This is a genomic window from Thermosipho ferrireducens (genome assembly GCF_017358165.1).
Taxonomy (GTDB): Bacteria; Thermotogota; Thermotogae; order Thermotogales; family Fervidobacteriaceae; genus Thermosipho_B; species Thermosipho_B ferrireducens.
This window is the reverse complement of record NZ_CP071446.1, coordinates 900,210-918,655: the sequence shown is the minus strand read 5'-3', so window position 1 is coordinate 918,655 and position 18,446 is coordinate 900,210. Positions and strand designations below refer to the sequence as shown.

Below are 18,446 nucleotides of genomic sequence, written 5' to 3'. Positions count from 1 at the left end.
TGGTGAGTTTTATTATAAATACATATAATCGACTGCCAATTAAAATAACTAAAGCAAAAGGTATATATATATACGATGATGAAGGTAGAAAATATATAGATACTTTTTCAGGAATAGGTGTTCTTGCTTTCGGACATGGAGACTCTTTTACTAAAAAAGCAATTAGAGAAAAAATGGAAAAATTTCTGCATGTCTCAAATTTTTTTCTCGATGAGGATGCCGAATTTGTTTCACAATTTCTTGTCCAGCAAACTCATTCACCCGGGAAAGTTTACTTTGGAAACTCTGGAGCAGAAGCCAATGAAGCTGCTCTAAAAGCCATTAAAAAAGTAAAAGAAGGAATAATTATCTCTTTTGAAGAAAACTTTCATGGACGAACCTTAGGCGCATTGTCTATAACTGGTTTTCCAGGTATTAGAAAACCTTTTGAACCACTTCTCAAAGACATTATGTTTCTCCCGTTCAATGATTCGGATTATCTGGAAAAATTTTTCAAAAACAACGGTGAAAAAGTTGCTGCTGTGTTTCTGGAAACCATCCACGGAAGCGGTGGAATAAAACTTATATCTGAGGAATTTTCAAATGTTCTAATGAACCTTAAGGAAAAATATAACTTTCTACTTATTACAGATGAAGTACAATCAGGTATTGGGAGAACAGGGAAATTTTACTCATTTCAACATTTCAATCTAAAACCAGATATAATTACTGTTTCAAAAGCATTAGGCGGAGGACTCCCACTTTCTGCAACTATATTTTTAGAAAATCTTTCTAACGTTTTCCGTCCGGGAGAGCACGGTTCCACTTTTGCTCCAAATCCATTGGCTCTTGCGGCAAGTAAAGTGATTCTGAATAGAATAACACCAGATCTTCTTAAAAAGGTTAGAGAAAATGGCGAATATTTAAAACATTCCCTCATAAAACTTATGAAAAAATATAATTCCATAGTAGATGTTAGGGGAAAAGGATTAATGGCTGCTTTTGAATTAAAGAACATTGATTCAAATAAACTTCTTTTCACCGCCTTGAATAATGGATTATTGATAAATGTTTTAAAAGAAAAAATTGTAAGATTATTACCCCCTTTGAATATTACAAAAGAAGAAATAGATGAAATAATAAGTAAGTTAGATGATACTCTAAATATGTTATACTTATAATTAGAAAAACTAACATATTCGGGGGTTTTATATGAAAGTTTCTCTTTCAGGAGCGGATATAATCAAAGAAGATATTGATGAAGTAATCAAAGTTTTAAAAAGTGGAAGACTTAGTCTTGGACCATATACTGAACTTTTCGAAAACTCAATATCCAATTATGTTGGAGCAAAGTATTCTGTAGCTGTAAGCAGTGGGACTTCTGCTCTCCACTTAATCCTTAGAGCACTTAATTTTCAAAAAGATGATGTGCTGTTAGTTCCTTCTTTTACATTTATCTCTTCTGCAAATGTAGCATTATACGAAAATGGACTACCTGTTTTCATTGATATTGAAGAAGATACTGGCAACATGGACCCAGATGCTTTAGAAAACTTTTTAGCTGATACTTTTTCTGGAAAAACAAACTACAACCCCAAAAAGGTAAAATTTCTAATGGCTGTCGATATATTTGGACATCCTTTAGATTGGGAACGCATAATATCAATTTCAGAAAAGTATGGATTAACAATAATAGAAGATTCCTGCGAAGCTCTTGGAAGTGAATATAAAGGTAAAAAATGTGGAACATTTGGAAAAGCAGGAGCGTTTGCTTTTTATCCAAATAAGCAAATCACTACAGGCGAAGGTGGCATTATAGTCACAAATGACAATACCATTGTAGAGTTATGCCATGCCATGAGAAATCAGGGAAGAAGCAAAAGTTCCACATGGCTTGAACATAAAATTCTTGGATATAATTATAGAATTGATGAACTTTCAGCTGCTCTGGGCTATTCTCAAATGAAAAGAATAGAAACTATAATAAAGAAAAGACAAAAAGCTGCTAAATACTATAGCAAAATTCTGAAGTATGTAGAAACCCCTACAGTGAAAGAATACACTACCAATATGTCATGGTTTGTCTACGTTGTAAAACTACCAGAAAATACAAATAGAAATTCAGTTATGTCATATATGGAAGAACATGGAATTCAGGTTCGAAATTATTTTGCACCAGTTCATTTACAACCACTGTACAAAAAAATGGGATGGAAAGAAGGGATGCTACCTGTTACAGAACAATTATCATTAAGAACGCTCGCAATACCATTTCACAGTAATATAAGTAAAGAAGAACAGGAATACGTAGCGTATCATTTAGCAAAAGCAATAGAAATTTTTGGTTAGGGGAGATTATATGTTGCTTGTTATTCTTTCTTCGCTGTTAACTTCTCTTTCAATGCCTGGATTCTTATGGGGAGGAATAATCTGGTTTTCACTGATTCCACTATTCAAAGCCATGGAAAACAAAAAGGTATGGGTAACTACTCTATACGCTTTTTTATACTTTTTTGTTCAAACATTTATAACATTATACTGGGTAATTCCTGTACTAACTAAAAATCTTCCAGAATTTTTCGGAAGATTCAGTAGCCAAACAGGCTTTTTTATATTCCTCCTTCTTTGTATATTAGAGGCTTCTCCTTTCTTATTTTTTGGTTTCATGTACGGCTTCTTTTACAAAAGATTTAGAAAAGGTACGCTTTCTGCTTTGTTTACCGCTTCAATTTATGTAATTTCCGAATACATTAGAAGTCTGGGAGATATTGGATTTACCGGTGGAAGGTTATCTGATGCGTTATTCAAAGATATTGGACTCTTACAATTATTACCATTTTTCGGAACACTCGGCCTGACATTTGTTATAGTGTTAGTAAATTATTTCCTCTACAGTTCTCTTAAATCAGGCAAAAAATTCGTTGTTTCTTTTTTTATTACTATTGGAGCAATATACATGATAAATAATGTTATTTCAAATCTACTCCCCACCGAAATGGGCAATATTCCCATTGTTGTTGTTCAAACAAATGTAGATCAAAACGTAAAATATAATATCAGTTCTGAAGAGACTCTTAAAGACATTCAAACTCTTATTTCAACTACACCAGAGTATCTTCATATATTTCCCGAAGCAGTTTTCCCGCAGGAAGATATTCGTCATTCAAAAATAGGTCTTGCTATAGAAAAACTAAGCTTAAACAAACCATTAATCCTGGGATTCCCATCTTTTAATGGTGCTTCATATAACAGTGCCTACTTATTTGAAAAAGGAAAAATCAAAAACCGATACGATAAAATAAAACTTTTTCCATTTGTCGAAACTCTCCCATATCCAAAAATATTTAAAAAATTCAAATTTTTAAAAGGTGTTTCCTATTTTTCTCCAGGAAAATCTTTTAAGCCATTTGCTCCTGATGGTTATCCAGAAATTGGAGTCCAGATATGTTTCGAAAGTTACTTTTCAGAAATATCGAGAAAATTGGTTAAGAATGGAGCAAAAGCTATTGTAACAATAACAAATGATGGCTGGTATGATTTTAACACTGCTTTATGGCAGCACTTTGCAAAGAGCGTATTTAGAGCCGTTGAGACAAGACGATATGTGGTACAGGTATCAAACAAAGGCATTAGCGGCGTCATAGATAAATATGGAAGAATAACAAGCATACTACCAATACGAGAAGAAAAATGGAAAATTCTTTACATAAGTTCTTCGAAAAATGAAACTATTTATACAAAATTTGGTGATTGGTTTATATTAGTAGCGGGTTTTTTCGCATTGGTCATACCAGTTTCCTTTAGAAAAAGAAAACCAACTTTTAAATAAAGGAGGGTCATTCATGACACGCCTTCACCCAAAAGTTTTCAAAGTACCGATTGATAGAATAAGAATGGGTTATTACTCTGATAAATATTTCACACGGTATGTGGAAATACTAAAAAAAGATAATCGCCATCCAAGAGTATATTATCAGTTTTTTCCACGACAAAATGCTACCATTTGTGGAATAGACGAAGCATTGGCAATACTTAAATACTGCACAGGTTATTATGAAAACGAAGAAAGAGCGAGTAGCCTTTTTGAGGAAATAATCAAAATAGACAAAGCTATGCAAAGCTTTTCCGTAGAAGGAAATATAAATGAAATAGTAAATCTTACGAGAAAAAAATGGGAAATTAGAATGGAACTCAACAAGCTGTGGAAAGATAAATGGAACGAAATTAAAGTTCATGCCGCTTACGATGGTCAGGAAATTTCAGAAGGAGAACCCATATTAACTATTGAAGGCGATCCCACCTATTTTGGATATCTTGAAACTGTTTTATTGGGAGTTATAGCCCGTGCCACAAGTACTGCAACAGCAGTAAAAAAAGTTGTTAAAGCAGCGCGAGGAAAACCTGTTTTGTTTTTTAGCGCACGATTTGATCACTATTGGGTCCAAGCAACAGATGGTTATGCCGCTTTAAAAGCAGGTGCATTCGGAGTTTCTACGGATGCTAACGCAGATTATTGGGGAATTGAATCAATGGGGACTATTCCTCACGCTCTGATAGCCGCTTACAACGGAAGTACAGAAGATGCATCTATAGCTTTTGATAATTATATGCCAGAACACGTAAATAGAATCTTTCTTGTAGATTGGGATAACGATGTTATCAATACCACTTTTCGAGTAATCAAAAAATTTTACGAATACCATATGAAAAAAGAGTTTATATTAGGAAAAACAGACCCATCGCCAATAATAGGAAATGGAAAAAATAAAATATGGGGCGTTAGATTCGACACATCCGGCAGCTTACGCGACAGATCAGTAATCCCAAAAGATGAAAGCTCTTTTGGAGTTTGTCCAGAACTTGTCTGGCGAGCAAGACAGGAATTTGATAAGGTTGGACTACATAATTTGAAAATTGTCGTGTCTGGAGGATTTGACGAGAAAAAAATAGAACTTTTTGAAAAATTGGAGGTACCTGTAGATGTTTACGGTGTTGGTTCGAAATTATTGAAAAGTAAAATAGATATCACAGCAGATATTGTAGAGGTTGATGGGAAACCATGTGCAAAAGTGGGAAGACAGAAAAAAGATGCTTCCCACTTAAAAGAAGTACCGGAAAAATACTGGATCTAAAAAAGCCCTCTGGGCTTTTTTTAATTTTAAGCAAAATAATGTAAAAAAAAGCTTGGTAATATACTCTGTAATTAGTCAACTGTACTGAAAAAAAATACCACTTTAGATATAAAATCAGTAGTGGTAAAATTTTTTTAGAAAAGTCCAGGAGGTTATTACATTGTGGATAAAATTAATTGAAATTGAAGGCGAATTACAGGCAAAATTAGTTGAAAATCTTTTAAAAAATCATGGGATACCGGCTGTTTCTAAAATTTTAGAGGGGCCATTACCCAAAGCCTATTTTGGAACATCTACATTTTACGGCATTTTTGTTTTAAAAGAAGATTTAAATGCCGCAAAAGAAATTTTAGAATATATTCCAGATAAGGAGGAATCTTATATGAAGCATACAGCTTTACACGATGAACATATTAAATTAGGTGCAAAAATGGTTGAATTTGCCGGGTATCATATGCCACTCCAGTACAAAGGAATAAAAGACGAAGTCATGAGCGTTCGAGAAAATGTTGGCATGTTTGATGTATCACATATGGGTGAATTTATAGCTACAGGTGAAGACGCCGTAAAATATGCGAATTACCTTGTTACAAACGACTTTGAAAACATAGACTATGGAGACATAATTTACACAGCCATGTGTAATGAAAATGGTGGATTTGTAGACGATTTACTGGTTTACAAAATTTCAAAAGACAAAGTTATGTTTGTTGTCAATGCTGCAAATATAGAAAAAGATTTTAACTGGATGAAAAAAGTTTCGGAAAAATTCAACGTTAATCTTGAAAACCACTCCGACAAATATAGTCTTATTGCCGTACAGGGTCCAAAGGCTCAGGAAGTCCTCCAGAAAATTGTAAATATAGACCTGGAAAGTATTAATTATTACAGCTTTAAAAATACCCTTATAGAAAACGCTGAATGCATTATTTCAAGAACTGGTTATACTGGAGAAGACGGTTTTGAAATCTACTCAACTGATTCAGACGGTATTGTAAAAATCTGGAATAAATTGTTAGATCTTGGAGTCTCCCCTGCAGGCTTAGGAGCAAGAGATGTGTTAAGACTTGAAGCCTCCCTTCTTCTTTACGGAAATGATATGGATGAAACAATATCGCCGCTTGAAGCTGGGATAAAGTGGGCTGTAGATTTTGAAAAAGACTTTATGGGGAAAGAAGCACTGTTAAAACAAAAAGAAGAGGGATTAAAAAGGCGCTTAAAAGGATTTGTGCTAACAGAAAAGGGAATTGCTCGACATGGATATAAAATTTTTAAAGACGGAGAAGAGATCGGTTATGTAACAAGCGGTACATTTTCTCCAACACTCAACAAAGCAATAGGTATGGGATTGATTAAGAGCGGCTTAAAAAAAGGAGAAATTATAGAGATAGAAATTAGAAATAAACTGGTAAAAGCTGAACTGGTCAAAATGCCTTTTTACAGAGGCAGTGTAAAAAGTCGAAAAAAATCTTAAAAAAAGGACGGTGATACCAATGCACAGATACATCCCACATACTGAAGAAGAAATAAAAGAAATGCTTGAGGAAATTGGAGTTGATTCAATAGAAAAACTTTACATAAATGTTCCAAAAACAATAAATGAATATAATCTTCCAGATGGAAAAGATGAATTTACGATTCGTAGAGAATTATTAAAGCTTAGTAAGGAAAACGTGACTTTTGAGCCTGAAAATGTATTTGCAGGTGCTGGAATTTATTATCATTATATACCCACTGTTGTAAATCATCTGGCTAATGATCAAAAATTTGTCACAGCTTATACTCCATATCAAGCTGAAGTTTCCCAGGGCACATTACAGGCGCTTTTTGAATACCAAACAATGATGTGTGAACTAACCGGGATGGAGGTAGCTAATTCTTCAATGTACGATGGAGCAACTGCGCTTGCAGAAGCCATATTAACGGCCGTAAGGGTGAACAGAAAAGAAAAAATACTTTTATCAAGAGCTATAAATCCTGAGTACAAACAGGTAAGTAAAACCTATTGTAGCTCACAAAACATAAAGATAGAAGAAATAGGCTGGGAAAAAAGTGGGCAAATCAATATTGAAACTCTAAAAGAAAAAATAGATCAAAACACATCGGCAGTAGTTGTCGGGTATCCAAACTTTTTCGGAATAATAGAAGATTTGCAAAAAATCAGAGAAGCTATTCCAGAAAAAGTTCTGCTTATTGTTGTGGCAGAACCTGTGGCTTTATCTATTCTTGAAGCTCCCGGCAACCTTGGAGCCGATATTGTAGTAGGGGAAGGGCAATCGCTTGGAATAACTCCAAACTTTGGAGGACCTGGTATCGGTTTCTTCACCACGCGTGAAAAATATGTAAGAAAAATGCCAGGAAGAATTATTGGAGAAACAAAAGATATCGATGGAAAAAAAGGTTATGTAATGATTCTTCAAACAAGAGAACAGCATATTCGAAGAGGAAAAGCTACTTCCAATATATGTTCAAACCATGCATTAATGGCACTTGTAAATGCTATTTACATGTCAATAATGGGGCCTGAAGGATTAAAAGAAGTAGCTATGAGATCTTATAACAGTGCACATTATCTTGCAAAAAAATTGGAAGAGAAAGGCTACAAACTGGTTTTCAGTGCTCCATTCTTTAACGAGTTTTTATTCCATGTAGATGAAAATTATGCAGAAAAATGGGAAAACATGATAAACAAAGGTATTTTAGGGCCACTTCCTGTAGAGAAAATTTTCCCTGATTTATCTAACATGGCACTTGGCTGCACCACAGAGGTTAATACAAAAGAATCTATAGAAAAGTTATTAACTCATCTTTAATATTTTATAGGAGGGAAGAAGCATGACAATATTTGAACTTTCAAAAGAACATAGAAAAGGGTATAAATTGCCACATTATAATATAGAAACTCAGGAAATTAATATTCCCGGGCACCTTTTGAGAAAAGAAAAACCAAAAATTCCAGAAGTTACAGAAATTGATGTAGTAAGACACTATACAAACCTTGCAACTAAAAATTACGCAGTAGATGTTGGATTTTATCCGCTTGGTTCATGCACAATGAAATATAATCCGAAAATCAACGAAGATGTCTCAAATTTCGAAGGTTTTACAATGATCCATCCCCACCAACCACAAGAAACAGTTCAAGGCGCGTTAAAACTTATGTTTGAATTAAAGGAAATGCTGTGCGAAATAACTGGAATGGATGAAATGACATTACAGCCTTCTGCTGGAGCACATGGAGAATTAACCGGAATTTTAATAACCCGCGCCTATCATTTGAGCAGAGGAGATCACAAACGAAAAAAAGCTATTGTTCCAGACAGTGCTCACGGAACAAATCCAGCTTCAGCAGCTATGGCAGGTTACGATGTAATTGAAATCAAATCCGGACCTGACGGGAGAATAGATTTAAAAGCTTTAGAAGAAGCTCTGGACGATGAAGTAGCGGTATTGATGCTAACAAATCCTAACACCCTTGGCCTTTTTGAAAAAGATATTTTAAAAATAGCTGAAATGGTACATAATGCTGGAGCACTACTATATTACGATGGAGCTAATTTAAACGCTCTGCTTGGAAGAACAAGACCTGGTGATATGGGGTTTGATATTGTTCACCTCAACCTGCACAAAACATTCAGTACCCCACATGGTATGGGGGGACCTGGCAGTGGACCTGTTGGAGTCAAAAAATTCCTCTCAGAATTTCTACCAGTTCCAATTCTTACAAAAGACTCCAAAAACAATTATAAGCTTGATTATTCAAGAAAAAATTCTATAGGAACAATGCGAAGTTACTATGGGAATTTCAATGTAATGGTACGTGCATACGCCTATATAAAAAGCATGGGGAAAGATGGTTTAAAGCAGGTTGGCGAAATGGCAGTTTTAAATGCAAACTATTTAAGAAAGAAAATAGAAAAAATTATGCCAATTGCATATCCTGATGTCTGTATGCACGAATTTGTGGCTACATGCGAACAATTGACTAAAGAAACTGGTGTAAAAGCATTAGACATTGCTAAACGACTTCTCGATTATGGATTCCATGCCCCAACTATGTATTTCCCTCTCATTGTCCATGAAGATTTTATGATAGAACCCACTGAAACGGAAAGCAAAGACACTCTCGATAAATTTGCTGAAGTTCTTGAAACAATATTCAAAGAAGCCCGTGAAAAATCAGAGTTAGTAAAAAATGCACCATATACTACGCCAGTTAAAAGATTAGATGATGTTACTGCTTCCAGAAAACCTATCTTTCGTTTTAAGTTTGGGGAGGGATAAAAATTGTATTACATGCCAACAAAATTCTATTTCGAAAATGCCATAGAAAAAGGAAAAGGTGAATTGGTAGCTCTCGGAACACGCTTTCTTATAATAACAGGGCAAAGTTCCAGAAAGAATGGAAGTTTAGAAGCCGTTATTAAAGTATTTAAAGATAATCAAAAATATTTTGAAATATTTGACCAAACAGAAGAAAACCCTTCTGAACAAATGGTTAAAAAAATAATAGAAACTTACGGAAAAAACTGGGACGTAGTCGTTGGATTAGGTGGCGGAAGTCCTATGGACGCAGCCAAAGCTGTTGCCGTGCTTTGCAAAAACGAAATAGAAATAGAGGATTTGTACAACCCCGAAAAATATTCCGCAGCCCTCCCAATAGTTTGTATTCCAACAACTTCTGGAACGGGAAGTGAAGTAACTCAATACTCTGTATTAACAGTAAATGGTCAAAAAAAAGGATTCAAACACGAAACTATATTCCCAAAATTATCTTTTATAGATCCAGTATACACTTTAACTATGCCAGAAGAATTAACTCTTTCTACGGGACTTGATGCTCTTTCTCACGCTATTGAATCTGCCGTCTCAAAACGCTCTAACCCTATGTCAGAACTCTATTCTTTCAAGGCCATAGAAATTATAAAAGATACATTACCTGAACTTTTAAAGGATCTATCAAATTACGAATTACGCAAAAAGATAATGTTCGCTTCAACTCTTGCAGGTATATCTATAAGCATCACAGGAACAACAATAGCTCATGCCCTTGGTTATTCAATAACAACCGAAAAAGGTATTCGCCATGGGTTAGCTACCGCTGTATTTTTGCCATTCGAACTCCAGCAGGCTAATACGCAAACTGCCAAAAAAATTCTTGAAATGTTCGATGGAAGTTTGTTAAACTATTTCAAAAATATAGGGGTGAAAATTAGCTTCCCTGTAAGTGATAAAGAATTAGAAACCTGGACTGAACGGGTATCAAAAGCTTCTCATGTAGCAATAACCCCAGGAAACTACAACAGGGAAAAGATATATGAAGCTTATTTATGGTTAATTGAAAAATCCGGATTATATGGAGGATAATAAATGAAAGTTTTCCTGAAAAAAAATATAAAACCAAGAATTAAAAATGGACATCCCTGGATATACGACAATGAAATTGAAAAAATAGAAGGTAATGTTGAAAATGGTTCCATAGTAAATGTGTTTAACCACGAAAAATATTTTATTGGTAAGGGATACTTAAATACAAATTCCAAAATAAGGGTTCGGTTATTAACAAGAAAAAATGAAAGTATAAACAAAGATTTTATAAAAAAAAGAATTTTAGCTGCAATAAAAAGAAGAAATACATCAGAAAAAACATTTAGAGTCGTTTTTTCTGAAGCAGATAATCTTCCTGGATTGATTGTAGACAAATTTGAAAGTTATATTGTGATAGACATTACAACCCTTGGCATGGAAAAACTTAAACCGTATATACTGGAAAGCTTAATAGAAATATTTAATCCTCTTGGTATTTATGAGAAATCAGAAAGCTCCTCACGTATTAAAGAAGGATTAGAAAAAATTTCAGAATGGGTTTATGGTAGAGGGCCAGAACTTATCCCATTTCAGATAAACGATATAAAGTTTTTGGCAGATACAAAAGGACAAAAAACAGGAGCTTTTCTGGATCAAAGGTATAACGCCATGATACTGGGGAATTTCAGTAAAAACAAAATCTGTTTAGATTGTTTTTCTTACACCGGAAACTTCGCGGTACATATGCTTCGGGCTGGAGCTAAAAATGTTATTCTAATTGATTATTCAAAACGTGCATTAGAAATTGCGGATGAGATTATGAAACTAAACAAATTTGAAAATTATGAACTTATCAACGCAAATGCCTTTGATTTTCTTAAAAACCTGGATAAAAGTTCAAAAATGTTCGATGTAATTTCTGTTGATCCGCCTTCTTTTGCAAAAAGTGCTTCAAATAAACTTTCTGCATTAAAAGGATACAAAGAAATAAATTTAAGAGCAATGAGGCTCCTTAAAGACGGAGGTATTCTTGCAACTTCTTCATGCACGCAGGTGGTATCTGAACAGGAGTTTATCTCAACAATAATCGCAGCTACCAACGATTCTGGTAAAATTGCAAGAACGTTATACAGGGGAGGTCAACCTTTCGATCACCCGATAGTTCTAAATATTTTTGAAACAAATTACTTGAAATTCTTTTTGTTAGAAATAGAAAAAATCAGGTATTAAAATAAGAGGAATAAGGTTGGTGAAAAATTTGAAAATCATCAAACTTGTCTTTTTGATTTTAACAGTAGCTTCAATAGGGTTTTCACAGGTTTTCCTGCTCACTCCAGAAGGCGTTTATAAATCGTTTGAAATGATTAAAACCGGAAACTTTAACGGAATGTTTATTTACGATAACTTCGTATATCTTTTAAAAAATGATGGTGTTGTAAACTTAACAACTGGAAAAGAACTGTATCTTGAGAATCCAGAATATATTGGAAGTGGGTTCATTCTTTCACAAAACAGACTTTATCGGCTAAAAGAAAATCAGCTGGATTTTATAAGAATTTTACCAGATGATTTAAAAGATGTTTTTGCCTTCAAAGATGTCATTTTTGGTATCCAGTTAGGAAATATCGTCGCATATGAAAATGGGAAAATTATATGGTCTATGTCTCCTGAAACTGGAAAAATAGAAAAAATAAGACTGAGTAAGAATTATATGGCCATATTCTCAAATATTGACACAACTATTTTTGATTTGTCTGACCCAAGGTATCCAAAGTATGTGCAAACGTTTAGAAAATCCGACGATTATGTCTTTAACGGCTCTCATGTTCTTTACCACCAAAAAAAGGTCTATTTTTACGATAGTGAAAAAAAGCTCATTTTTTCCACAACAGTGCCTGTTGACGGAAAACTTCTTACTGACGGTGAGAATGTTTATATTGGAAAAATTATAATTACAAAAGATTTTAACATAACAAATTATCCCTTTAAAGTGCTTGGTGCTGTTGTATTAAACGAAACTCATCTTGAAATCCCTGCATTCAATGAACTCTGGTCTTTCTCAATTGATTCAGATATTACTGGACGACCCGCTGTTTACAATGGAACTGTTTATTTTGCCACCACCAATGGAATTGTTTTTGCTGTTGAAAATGGAAAAGAACTGTGGAGGTATAGACTGCCTTTCATAGTAACAGGTCATGTAACAGTAGATGGGAATAACGTATATGTCGCATCATGGGATGATAATATATATTCCCTCAGTCTATCAGGAAAGTTACTATGGAAAACCAAACTTGATTCTGATGTGACTCTTGGTTTAGCATGGGATGGCATGATGTTATACGCTTTAAGTGACAATGGAACACTTTATGAGATAAAAGATGGAAAGGTATTAAAAATTCTTAAAACTGGTAAATGGCCTCTTGCAGGGCCTTTTATCTCTCTTTCCGGAAAAATTTACGTAATAGATGGAATGGGCTATTTGTGGATAAACGATAAAAAAGACCGCTTCGTAGGAAAGATAAAAAATGTGGCGTTTATTTCTGAAAACGCAATTATTCCCGAAGAAAACACTTTTGTGCTTCTTGATGATTTCGGCAACAAATTTTACATAATGAAAAATATTCTCTATAGAAACGACAAAAAAATTTTCGAAACAGATGAAGAACTCGTTGATTTTGTTCTGGGAAAGAAAAACATTTATATACTCACCGGTTCAGGAACCTTACTTATTCTTAATAAAAAAGAATACAAAATAATTAATAAAAAAACATTTCCTGAAACAAAATTTATAATACTTGAAGGTGGTACACTTTTCCTGATAGGAAAAAAAATAACAGCTGTTCTTGTCAATGATAATCCTTTAAACTCCTGGTCAAGTATTTACGGAAACTCCTGGAACTCTTCGGCAATTCTTTTTTAATTAGACAATCAAAGGAGGGAAAATATGGAACTTAAAAATTTAATCGCAAAAAAAGTGGAAAATTTATACGATGAAATAGTGGAATCTATGAAAACATTTATCTCGATAAATTCTGTAAATCCAAGAACTGATGGTCCCGGAGAAAAAGAGGTTGCCGAATGGCTGGAATCCCTTATAAGTAACTGGGGATTTGATGAAATTAAAAGATACGATGCCCCGGATAACGCTGTTGAATATGGATTTAGACCAAACATTGTAGCACTTTATAAAGGCACTGAAGCAAAACGAACTCTGTGGATAATAACTCATATGGATAAAGTGCCTGCAGGAGACCTTTCGTTGTGGGAAACAGACCCGTTTACACCAACTGTAAAGGATGGAAAAATTTTTGGACGTGGCGCTGAAGATAACGGAGCTTCTTTAATAGCCTCCTTATATGGAATAAAAACACTTATAGAACTTGGAATAAGGCCAAAGGACAATGTAGCGTTAGCCTTCGTTTCCGACGAAGAAACTGGTTCTGAATACGGTATAAAGCACCTTTTAAGGCAAAATATATTCTCCAAAGATGATATATTCATAGTTCCTGATGCTGGAGAATCTGATGGAAGTTTTATTGAAGTTGCTGAAAAGTCAATAATGTGGCTGAAAATCACAACTTATGGTATTCAAACGCACGCGTCACGCCCACAAAAAGGTATCAACGCCCATCGTTTAGGAATGAAATTTGCAATTGAGCTCGATGAATTCTTACATAAAAAATACGACGCCAAAAATGAACTATTTGATTATCCTTATAGTTCCTTTGAACCCACCAAAAAATTAAATAATGTAGATAACGTAAATACAATACCTGGTACAGATATTATTTATTTTGACTGCAGGGTACTTCCACACTATAATATAGCGGAAATATACGATGAGATAATGATAAAAGCGGAAGAATTCTCCAAAAACCACAATGTAAAGATTGAAATTTCAAAAGAACAGTTCGAACAGGCAGCACCCCCAACTCCAGAAAATTCTGAAATAGTTGAAAAATTATGTAAAGCTTTAAAAGATATTCGAGGCATAGAACCAAAAGTTGGAGGTATAGGCGGCGGAACCTGTGCAGCTATTGTAAGAAGGGCAGGATATCATGCCGCTGTGTGGGCTTCTATTGATGAAACAGCTCACCAGCCAAATGAGTATGTAAAAATAAATAATTTGATAGAAGATACAAAAATTTTCGCTTATGTTGGAGCTAATTTTTAAATTCAGAGGGAGGGATTGAAATGGGCAGAACAATAAAAGCCCCAAGGGGAACCAAATTAACCTGTAAAAGCTGGCAAACAGAAGCGCCTATGAGAATGATAATGAATAATCTGGATCCAGAAGTGGCCAGAGATCCGGCAAATTTAGTTGTTTACGGTGGAACAGGGAGAGCTGCTCGAAACTGGCAATGCTTTGATAAAATAATTGAAACTTTAAAAGAATTAGAAATGGACGAAACACTTCTCATTCAAAGTGGTAAACCTGTAGCTGTTTTTAAAACACACGAATGGGCTCCAAGAGTTTTAATAGCAAATTCCAACCTCGTTCCAAAATGGGCAAACTGGGAATATTTTAGAGAACTGGAATCTCGAGGATTAATCATGTACGGGCAAATGACAGCAGGAAGCTGGATATACATTGGAACTCAGGGAATTTTACAGGGAACCTACGAAACATTTTATGCTGTCGCAAAAAAATATTTCGGTGGTAGTTTAAAAGGAAAATGGGTTTTAACAGCCGGCTTAGGTGAAATGGGCGGAGCTCAACCACTGGCTGTAACTTTGAATGACGGGGTTGTTTTAGCAGTAGAAATAGACAAACGCATGATTGAGCGAAGGTTAAAAACAGGTTATTTAGATACGTGGACAGACAATTTAGACGAAGCGTTAAAAATGGTACAAGAACATGTCAAAAATGGAAAACCATTGTCTATTGGACTTTTAGCAAATGCAGCAGATGTTCACCCTGAACTTGTAAAAAGAGGAATAATTCCTGACATAGTAACTGACCAGACAGCCGCACATGATCCTTTAATAGGATACATACCAGGAGGTATGAGTTACGAGGATGCTATAAAGCTTAGAAAAGAAGATCCTGAAAGGTACCTTGAACTGGTATATGAAAGTGTTGCAAAACACATAGAAGCCATACTCGATATGCAAAAGCAGGGTGCAAAGGTATTTGAATACGGTAACAACATAAGAAGGCTTGCATACGATCATGGCGTAAAAAATGCTTTCGATATTCCTGGATACGTTCCAGAGTATATTAGAGACTTATTCTCAGAAGGGAAGGGACCATTTAGATGGGTTGCACTTTCAGGAAATCCAGAAGATATATACAAAACAGATAAAAAAGTATTAGAATTGTTCCCGTATGATGATCATTTGAGAAAATGGATAGAACTCGCTCAGAAAAAAGTAAAATGGCAAGGATTACCTGCAAGAATATGCTGGTTGGGTCAGGGAGAAAGAGCAGAGTTTGGACTTGCAATAAATGAAATGGTAAGAAAAGGCGAAATAGAAGCACCTATAGTAATTGGTAGAGACCATCACGATACAGGATCAGTCGCTAGCCCTTATCGAGAGACAGAAGCCATGAAGGATGGTAGCGACGCTATAGCAGATTGGCCAATACTAAACGCTCTTTTAAACACTGCAAGTGGTGCTACATGGGTTTCATTCCATCATGGTGGAGGAGTAGGAATAGGCTACTCGTTACACGCTGGTATGGTGATAGTCGCCGACGGAACTGAACTTGCTCAAAAGAAATTAGAAAGAGTATTAACAAACGATGTTGGTCTTGGCGTAGTAAGACATGCAGATGCTGGATACAAAATTGCTATTGAAACTGCAAAAAAACATAATCTCAATATCCCGATGCTTGAATAAACCTAACTTAATTAAACACAATGATTATGGTATAATAATGAACAGTGTAAATTAAAAAACGGAGGTGGGGCAATGTCTTCTGTTGAGAAGAAAAGAACGCTTGCACTAATTGGACACAACGGTTCTGGAAAGAGTGTCCTCCTTTCGGCTATGTTATATACAGCTGGAAAATTGGACAAAATCGGTAATAAAGAAGTAGATTATGATCCTATTGAAGGTGAAAAAGGTGCCAGTATATCTTCCCATATTGCAACGTTTGATTATAACAATGCAACATACACTGCCATTGATACGCCTGGTTTTAGTGACTTTGTAGGAGAAGTCATAAATGCGCTTTTTGTTTCTGAAAACATAATATCTGTGGTAAATGCAACGGCAGGTGTTGAAATTCAAACAGAACGCACCTGGCAGATTGCAAACAGTATGAAAAAACCAATAATGGTATTTATCAATCAGATGGACAAAGAAAGAGCAAACTTTGAAACTACTCTTGAAAGTTTAAAAGAAAAATTTGAAAGAAAGTTCGTCCCAATATTTTTCCCAATAGGCAGCGAAAACGAATTTAAAGGAATTGTAGATATATTCTCTGGAAAAGCCTATATATATGAAAATGGAAAAGCTAAGGAAACGGACATCCCGTCAGACATAGCAGATAAAGTAGAAGAATTAAAATCGTCAATGATTGAAGATATTGTATCATTAGACGAAGAACTGATGGAAAGGTATTTTGCAGATGAAGAAATAAGTGCCGAAGAACTTCTTAAAACACTTAAACTCGGTTATAAATCTGGAGAAATTGTCCCGGTATTCTGCGGTTCTGGAGAAAAAAACATAGGAGTTGACATCTTCCTGAAAACAGTTGCAATTCTTGGCGTAAGCCCTGCTGAAGGGTTCCCCTACAAAGCAGCCTTAGAATCTGGCGACGAAGTAGAAGTAGCACCTGTTGAAGAAGAACCAATAGTTGGTTATACTTTTAAAGCAATAGTTGACCCATTTGTAGGAAAATTGAGTTTCATAAAAATAATCAGCGGTAAACTCACTCCTGGAGATTCTCTAATAAACGTTAATAAAGGTACAACAGAAAAAATCGGACATATTTACTTTGCAAAACTGAAAGAGACAAATGAAGTTTCAGAAGCATCCTGCGGTGACATAATTGTTATTCCAAAGCTTAAAGAAAGTTCCGTAGGAGACACACTAACTCATAAAGATAGAAAGTTAAAAATAATTTCCCCGGCATTTCCTGAACCAATGATTTCAAAGAGTATTACTCCAAAATCCAAATCCGATATCGATAAAATAAGCAACGGACTGGCAAGGTTAGCAGATTCTGATCCAACATTTAAATGGGAATTTGATCCAGAAACTTCTGAAACTGTTATATCTGGAGTAGGAAGTATTCATTTAGAAGCAATGGTAGAAAAACTAAAAAGTATCTTTGGAGTAGACGTAGAAATTGGAAAACCAAAAATAGCTTACAGAGAAACAATAACAACAAAAGCCATAGGAGAACACAAACATAAAAAACAAACTGGTGGTCACGGACAATACGGGCATGTTAAGATTGAAATTGAACCAATAGAAAGAGGAAGCGGTTTTGAATTTGTAGATAAAATAGTTGGTGGAGTTATACCCAAGAACTTTATCCCATCTGTAGAAAAAGGTATACGCGAAGCCATGAAAAAAGGATCACTTGCTGGATATCCAGTGGTTGATGTTCGTGTAACACTTTTTGACGGTTCATACCATGAAGTAGATTCTTCAGATATCTCTTTCCAGATAGCCGCCATTCAGGCATTCAGAAAAGCTACAGAACAAGCACGTCCTGTAATACTTGAACCTATAATGGAAGTAGAAGTGTTTGCTCCAGATGAAAACGCCGGTGATATTATGGGAGAAATCAGCTCAAGACGCGGTAGACCTCTGGGAATGGAACCTGCTGGAAAAGGAACCACAAAGGTTATGGCAGAGGTTCCACTCGCAGAAATGCTTGATTTTTCAGGTAGACTCTCCTCCATAACAAGTGGTAGAGGATACTTTACTATGAAGTTTCTTAAATACGACATTGTACCACCAAATGTCCAGGAAAAAATTATACAGGAAAGAAAAAGAGAATTAGAACAAGAATAATAAAAAACACAATTATCCCAAAAGCGCTGCTGCACAGCAGCGCTTTTTTTA

General features: G+C 35.0%; 13 protein-coding genes. All 13 read left to right on the top strand.

All coding sequences use genetic code 11. The annotated features are described in order from the left end of the window. Positions 1-2: 2 nt before the first annotated feature. The 13 genes from JYK00_RS04535 (at position 3) to fusA (ending at position 18,395) form a co-directional block, all read left to right on the top strand. Positions 3-1,160 (top strand): aspartate aminotransferase family protein, encoded by a 1,158-nt coding sequence (locus JYK00_RS04535; RefSeq protein ID WP_228288210.1) that lies wholly within the window; start codon positions 3-5, stop codon positions 1,158-1,160. A gap of 31 nt (positions 1,161-1,191) precedes the next feature. Beyond that, positions 1,192-2,328, top strand: coding sequence for a DegT/DnrJ/EryC1/StrS family aminotransferase (locus tag JYK00_RS04530; protein ID WP_207567495.1), 1,137 nt, complete (start codon positions 1,192-1,194; stop codon positions 2,326-2,328). Between the two features lie 10 nt (positions 2,329-2,338). Then, positions 2,339-3,808: an apolipoprotein N-acyltransferase gene (lnt, locus tag JYK00_RS04525; RefSeq protein WP_207567494.1), complete on the top strand. Its 1,470-nt coding sequence runs from the start codon at positions 2,339-2,341 to the stop codon at positions 3,806-3,808. 13 nt (positions 3,809-3,821) lie between these two features. Continuing rightward, a complete protein-coding gene (locus tag JYK00_RS04520; RefSeq protein WP_207567493.1) occupies positions 3,822-5,111 on the top strand; it encodes a nicotinate phosphoribosyltransferase in 1,290 nt (429 codons plus the stop codon). A 160-nt stretch (positions 5,112-5,271) separates the two neighbouring features. After that, a complete protein-coding gene (gene gcvT, locus JYK00_RS04515) occupies positions 5,272-6,585 on the top strand; it encodes a glycine cleavage system aminomethyltransferase GcvT (RefSeq protein ID WP_207567492.1) in 1,314 nt (437 codons plus the stop codon). A gap of 19 nt (positions 6,586-6,604) precedes the next feature. Continuing rightward, positions 6,605-7,924, top strand: coding sequence for an aminomethyl-transferring glycine dehydrogenase subunit GcvPA (gene gcvPA, locus JYK00_RS04510; RefSeq protein ID WP_207567491.1), 1,320 nt, complete (start codon positions 6,605-6,607; stop codon positions 7,922-7,924). A gap of 22 nt (positions 7,925-7,946) precedes the next feature. Then, a complete protein-coding gene (gene gcvPB, locus JYK00_RS04505) occupies positions 7,947-9,395 on the top strand; it encodes an aminomethyl-transferring glycine dehydrogenase subunit GcvPB (RefSeq protein ID WP_207567490.1) in 1,449 nt (482 codons plus the stop codon). Positions 9,396-9,407: 12 nt separating this feature from the next. After that, positions 9,408-10,478, top strand: coding sequence for an iron-containing alcohol dehydrogenase family protein (locus tag JYK00_RS04500; protein ID WP_207567629.1), 1,071 nt, complete (start codon positions 9,408-9,410; stop codon positions 10,476-10,478). Between the two features lie 3 nt (positions 10,479-10,481). Then, complete coding sequence (locus JYK00_RS04495; protein WP_207567489.1) at positions 10,482-11,648, top strand: class I SAM-dependent rRNA methyltransferase; 1,167 nt, start codon at positions 10,482-10,484, stop codon at positions 11,646-11,648. Positions 11,649-11,667: 19 nt separating this feature from the next. Further along, the gene (locus JYK00_RS04490) at positions 11,668-13,341 is read left to right on the top strand and encodes an outer membrane protein assembly factor BamB family protein (protein ID WP_207567488.1); all 1,674 of its coding nucleotides are present in this window, start codon (positions 11,668-11,670) and stop codon (positions 13,339-13,341) included. A 24-nt stretch (positions 13,342-13,365) separates the two neighbouring features. After that, on the top strand, positions 13,366-14,595 hold the full coding sequence (locus tag JYK00_RS04485) for a M20 family metallo-hydrolase (RefSeq protein WP_207567487.1): 1,230 nt from the start codon (positions 13,366-13,368) through the stop codon (positions 14,593-14,595). 20 nt (positions 14,596-14,615) lie between these two features. Next, positions 14,616-16,265, top strand: coding sequence for a urocanate hydratase (gene hutU, locus JYK00_RS04480; protein WP_207567486.1), 1,650 nt, complete (start codon positions 14,616-14,618; stop codon positions 16,263-16,265). 72 nt (positions 16,266-16,337) lie between these two features. Beyond that, a complete protein-coding gene (fusA, locus tag JYK00_RS04475; protein WP_207567485.1) occupies positions 16,338-18,395 on the top strand; it encodes an elongation factor G in 2,058 nt (685 codons plus the stop codon). The last annotated feature ends 51 nt before the right edge of the window (positions 18,396-18,446 follow it).

Bases quoted from the DNA above. Each gene is read 5' to 3' on its own strand.
- JYK00_RS04530 (WP_207567495.1), top strand. From the start codon at position 1,192: ATGAAAGTTTCTCTTTCAGGAGCGGATATAATCAAAGAAGATATTGAT.
- lnt (WP_207567494.1), top strand. From the start codon at position 2,339: ATGTTGCTTGTTATTCTTTCTTCGCTGTTAACTTCTCTTTCAATGCCT.
- JYK00_RS04520 (WP_207567493.1), top strand. From the start codon at position 3,822: ATGACACGCCTTCACCCAAAAGTTTTCAAAGTACCGATTGATAGAATA.
- gcvPA (WP_207567491.1), top strand. From the start codon at position 6,605: ATGCACAGATACATCCCACATACTGAAGAAGAAATAAAAGAAATGCTT.
- gcvPB (WP_207567490.1), top strand. From the start codon at position 7,947: ATGACAATATTTGAACTTTCAAAAGAACATAGAAAAGGGTATAAATTG.
- JYK00_RS04500 (WP_207567629.1), top strand. From the start codon at position 9,408: ATGCCAACAAAATTCTATTTCGAAAATGCCATAGAAAAAGGAAAAGGT.
- JYK00_RS04495 (WP_207567489.1), top strand. From the start codon at position 10,482: ATGAAAGTTTTCCTGAAAAAAAATATAAAACCAAGAATTAAAAATGGA.
- JYK00_RS04485 (WP_207567487.1), top strand. From the start codon at position 13,366: ATGGAACTTAAAAATTTAATCGCAAAAAAAGTGGAAAATTTATACGAT.
- hutU (WP_207567486.1), top strand. From the start codon at position 14,616: ATGGGCAGAACAATAAAAGCCCCAAGGGGAACCAAATTAACCTGTAAA.
- fusA (WP_207567485.1), top strand. From the start codon at position 16,338: ATGTCTTCTGTTGAGAAGAAAAGAACGCTTGCACTAATTGGACACAAC.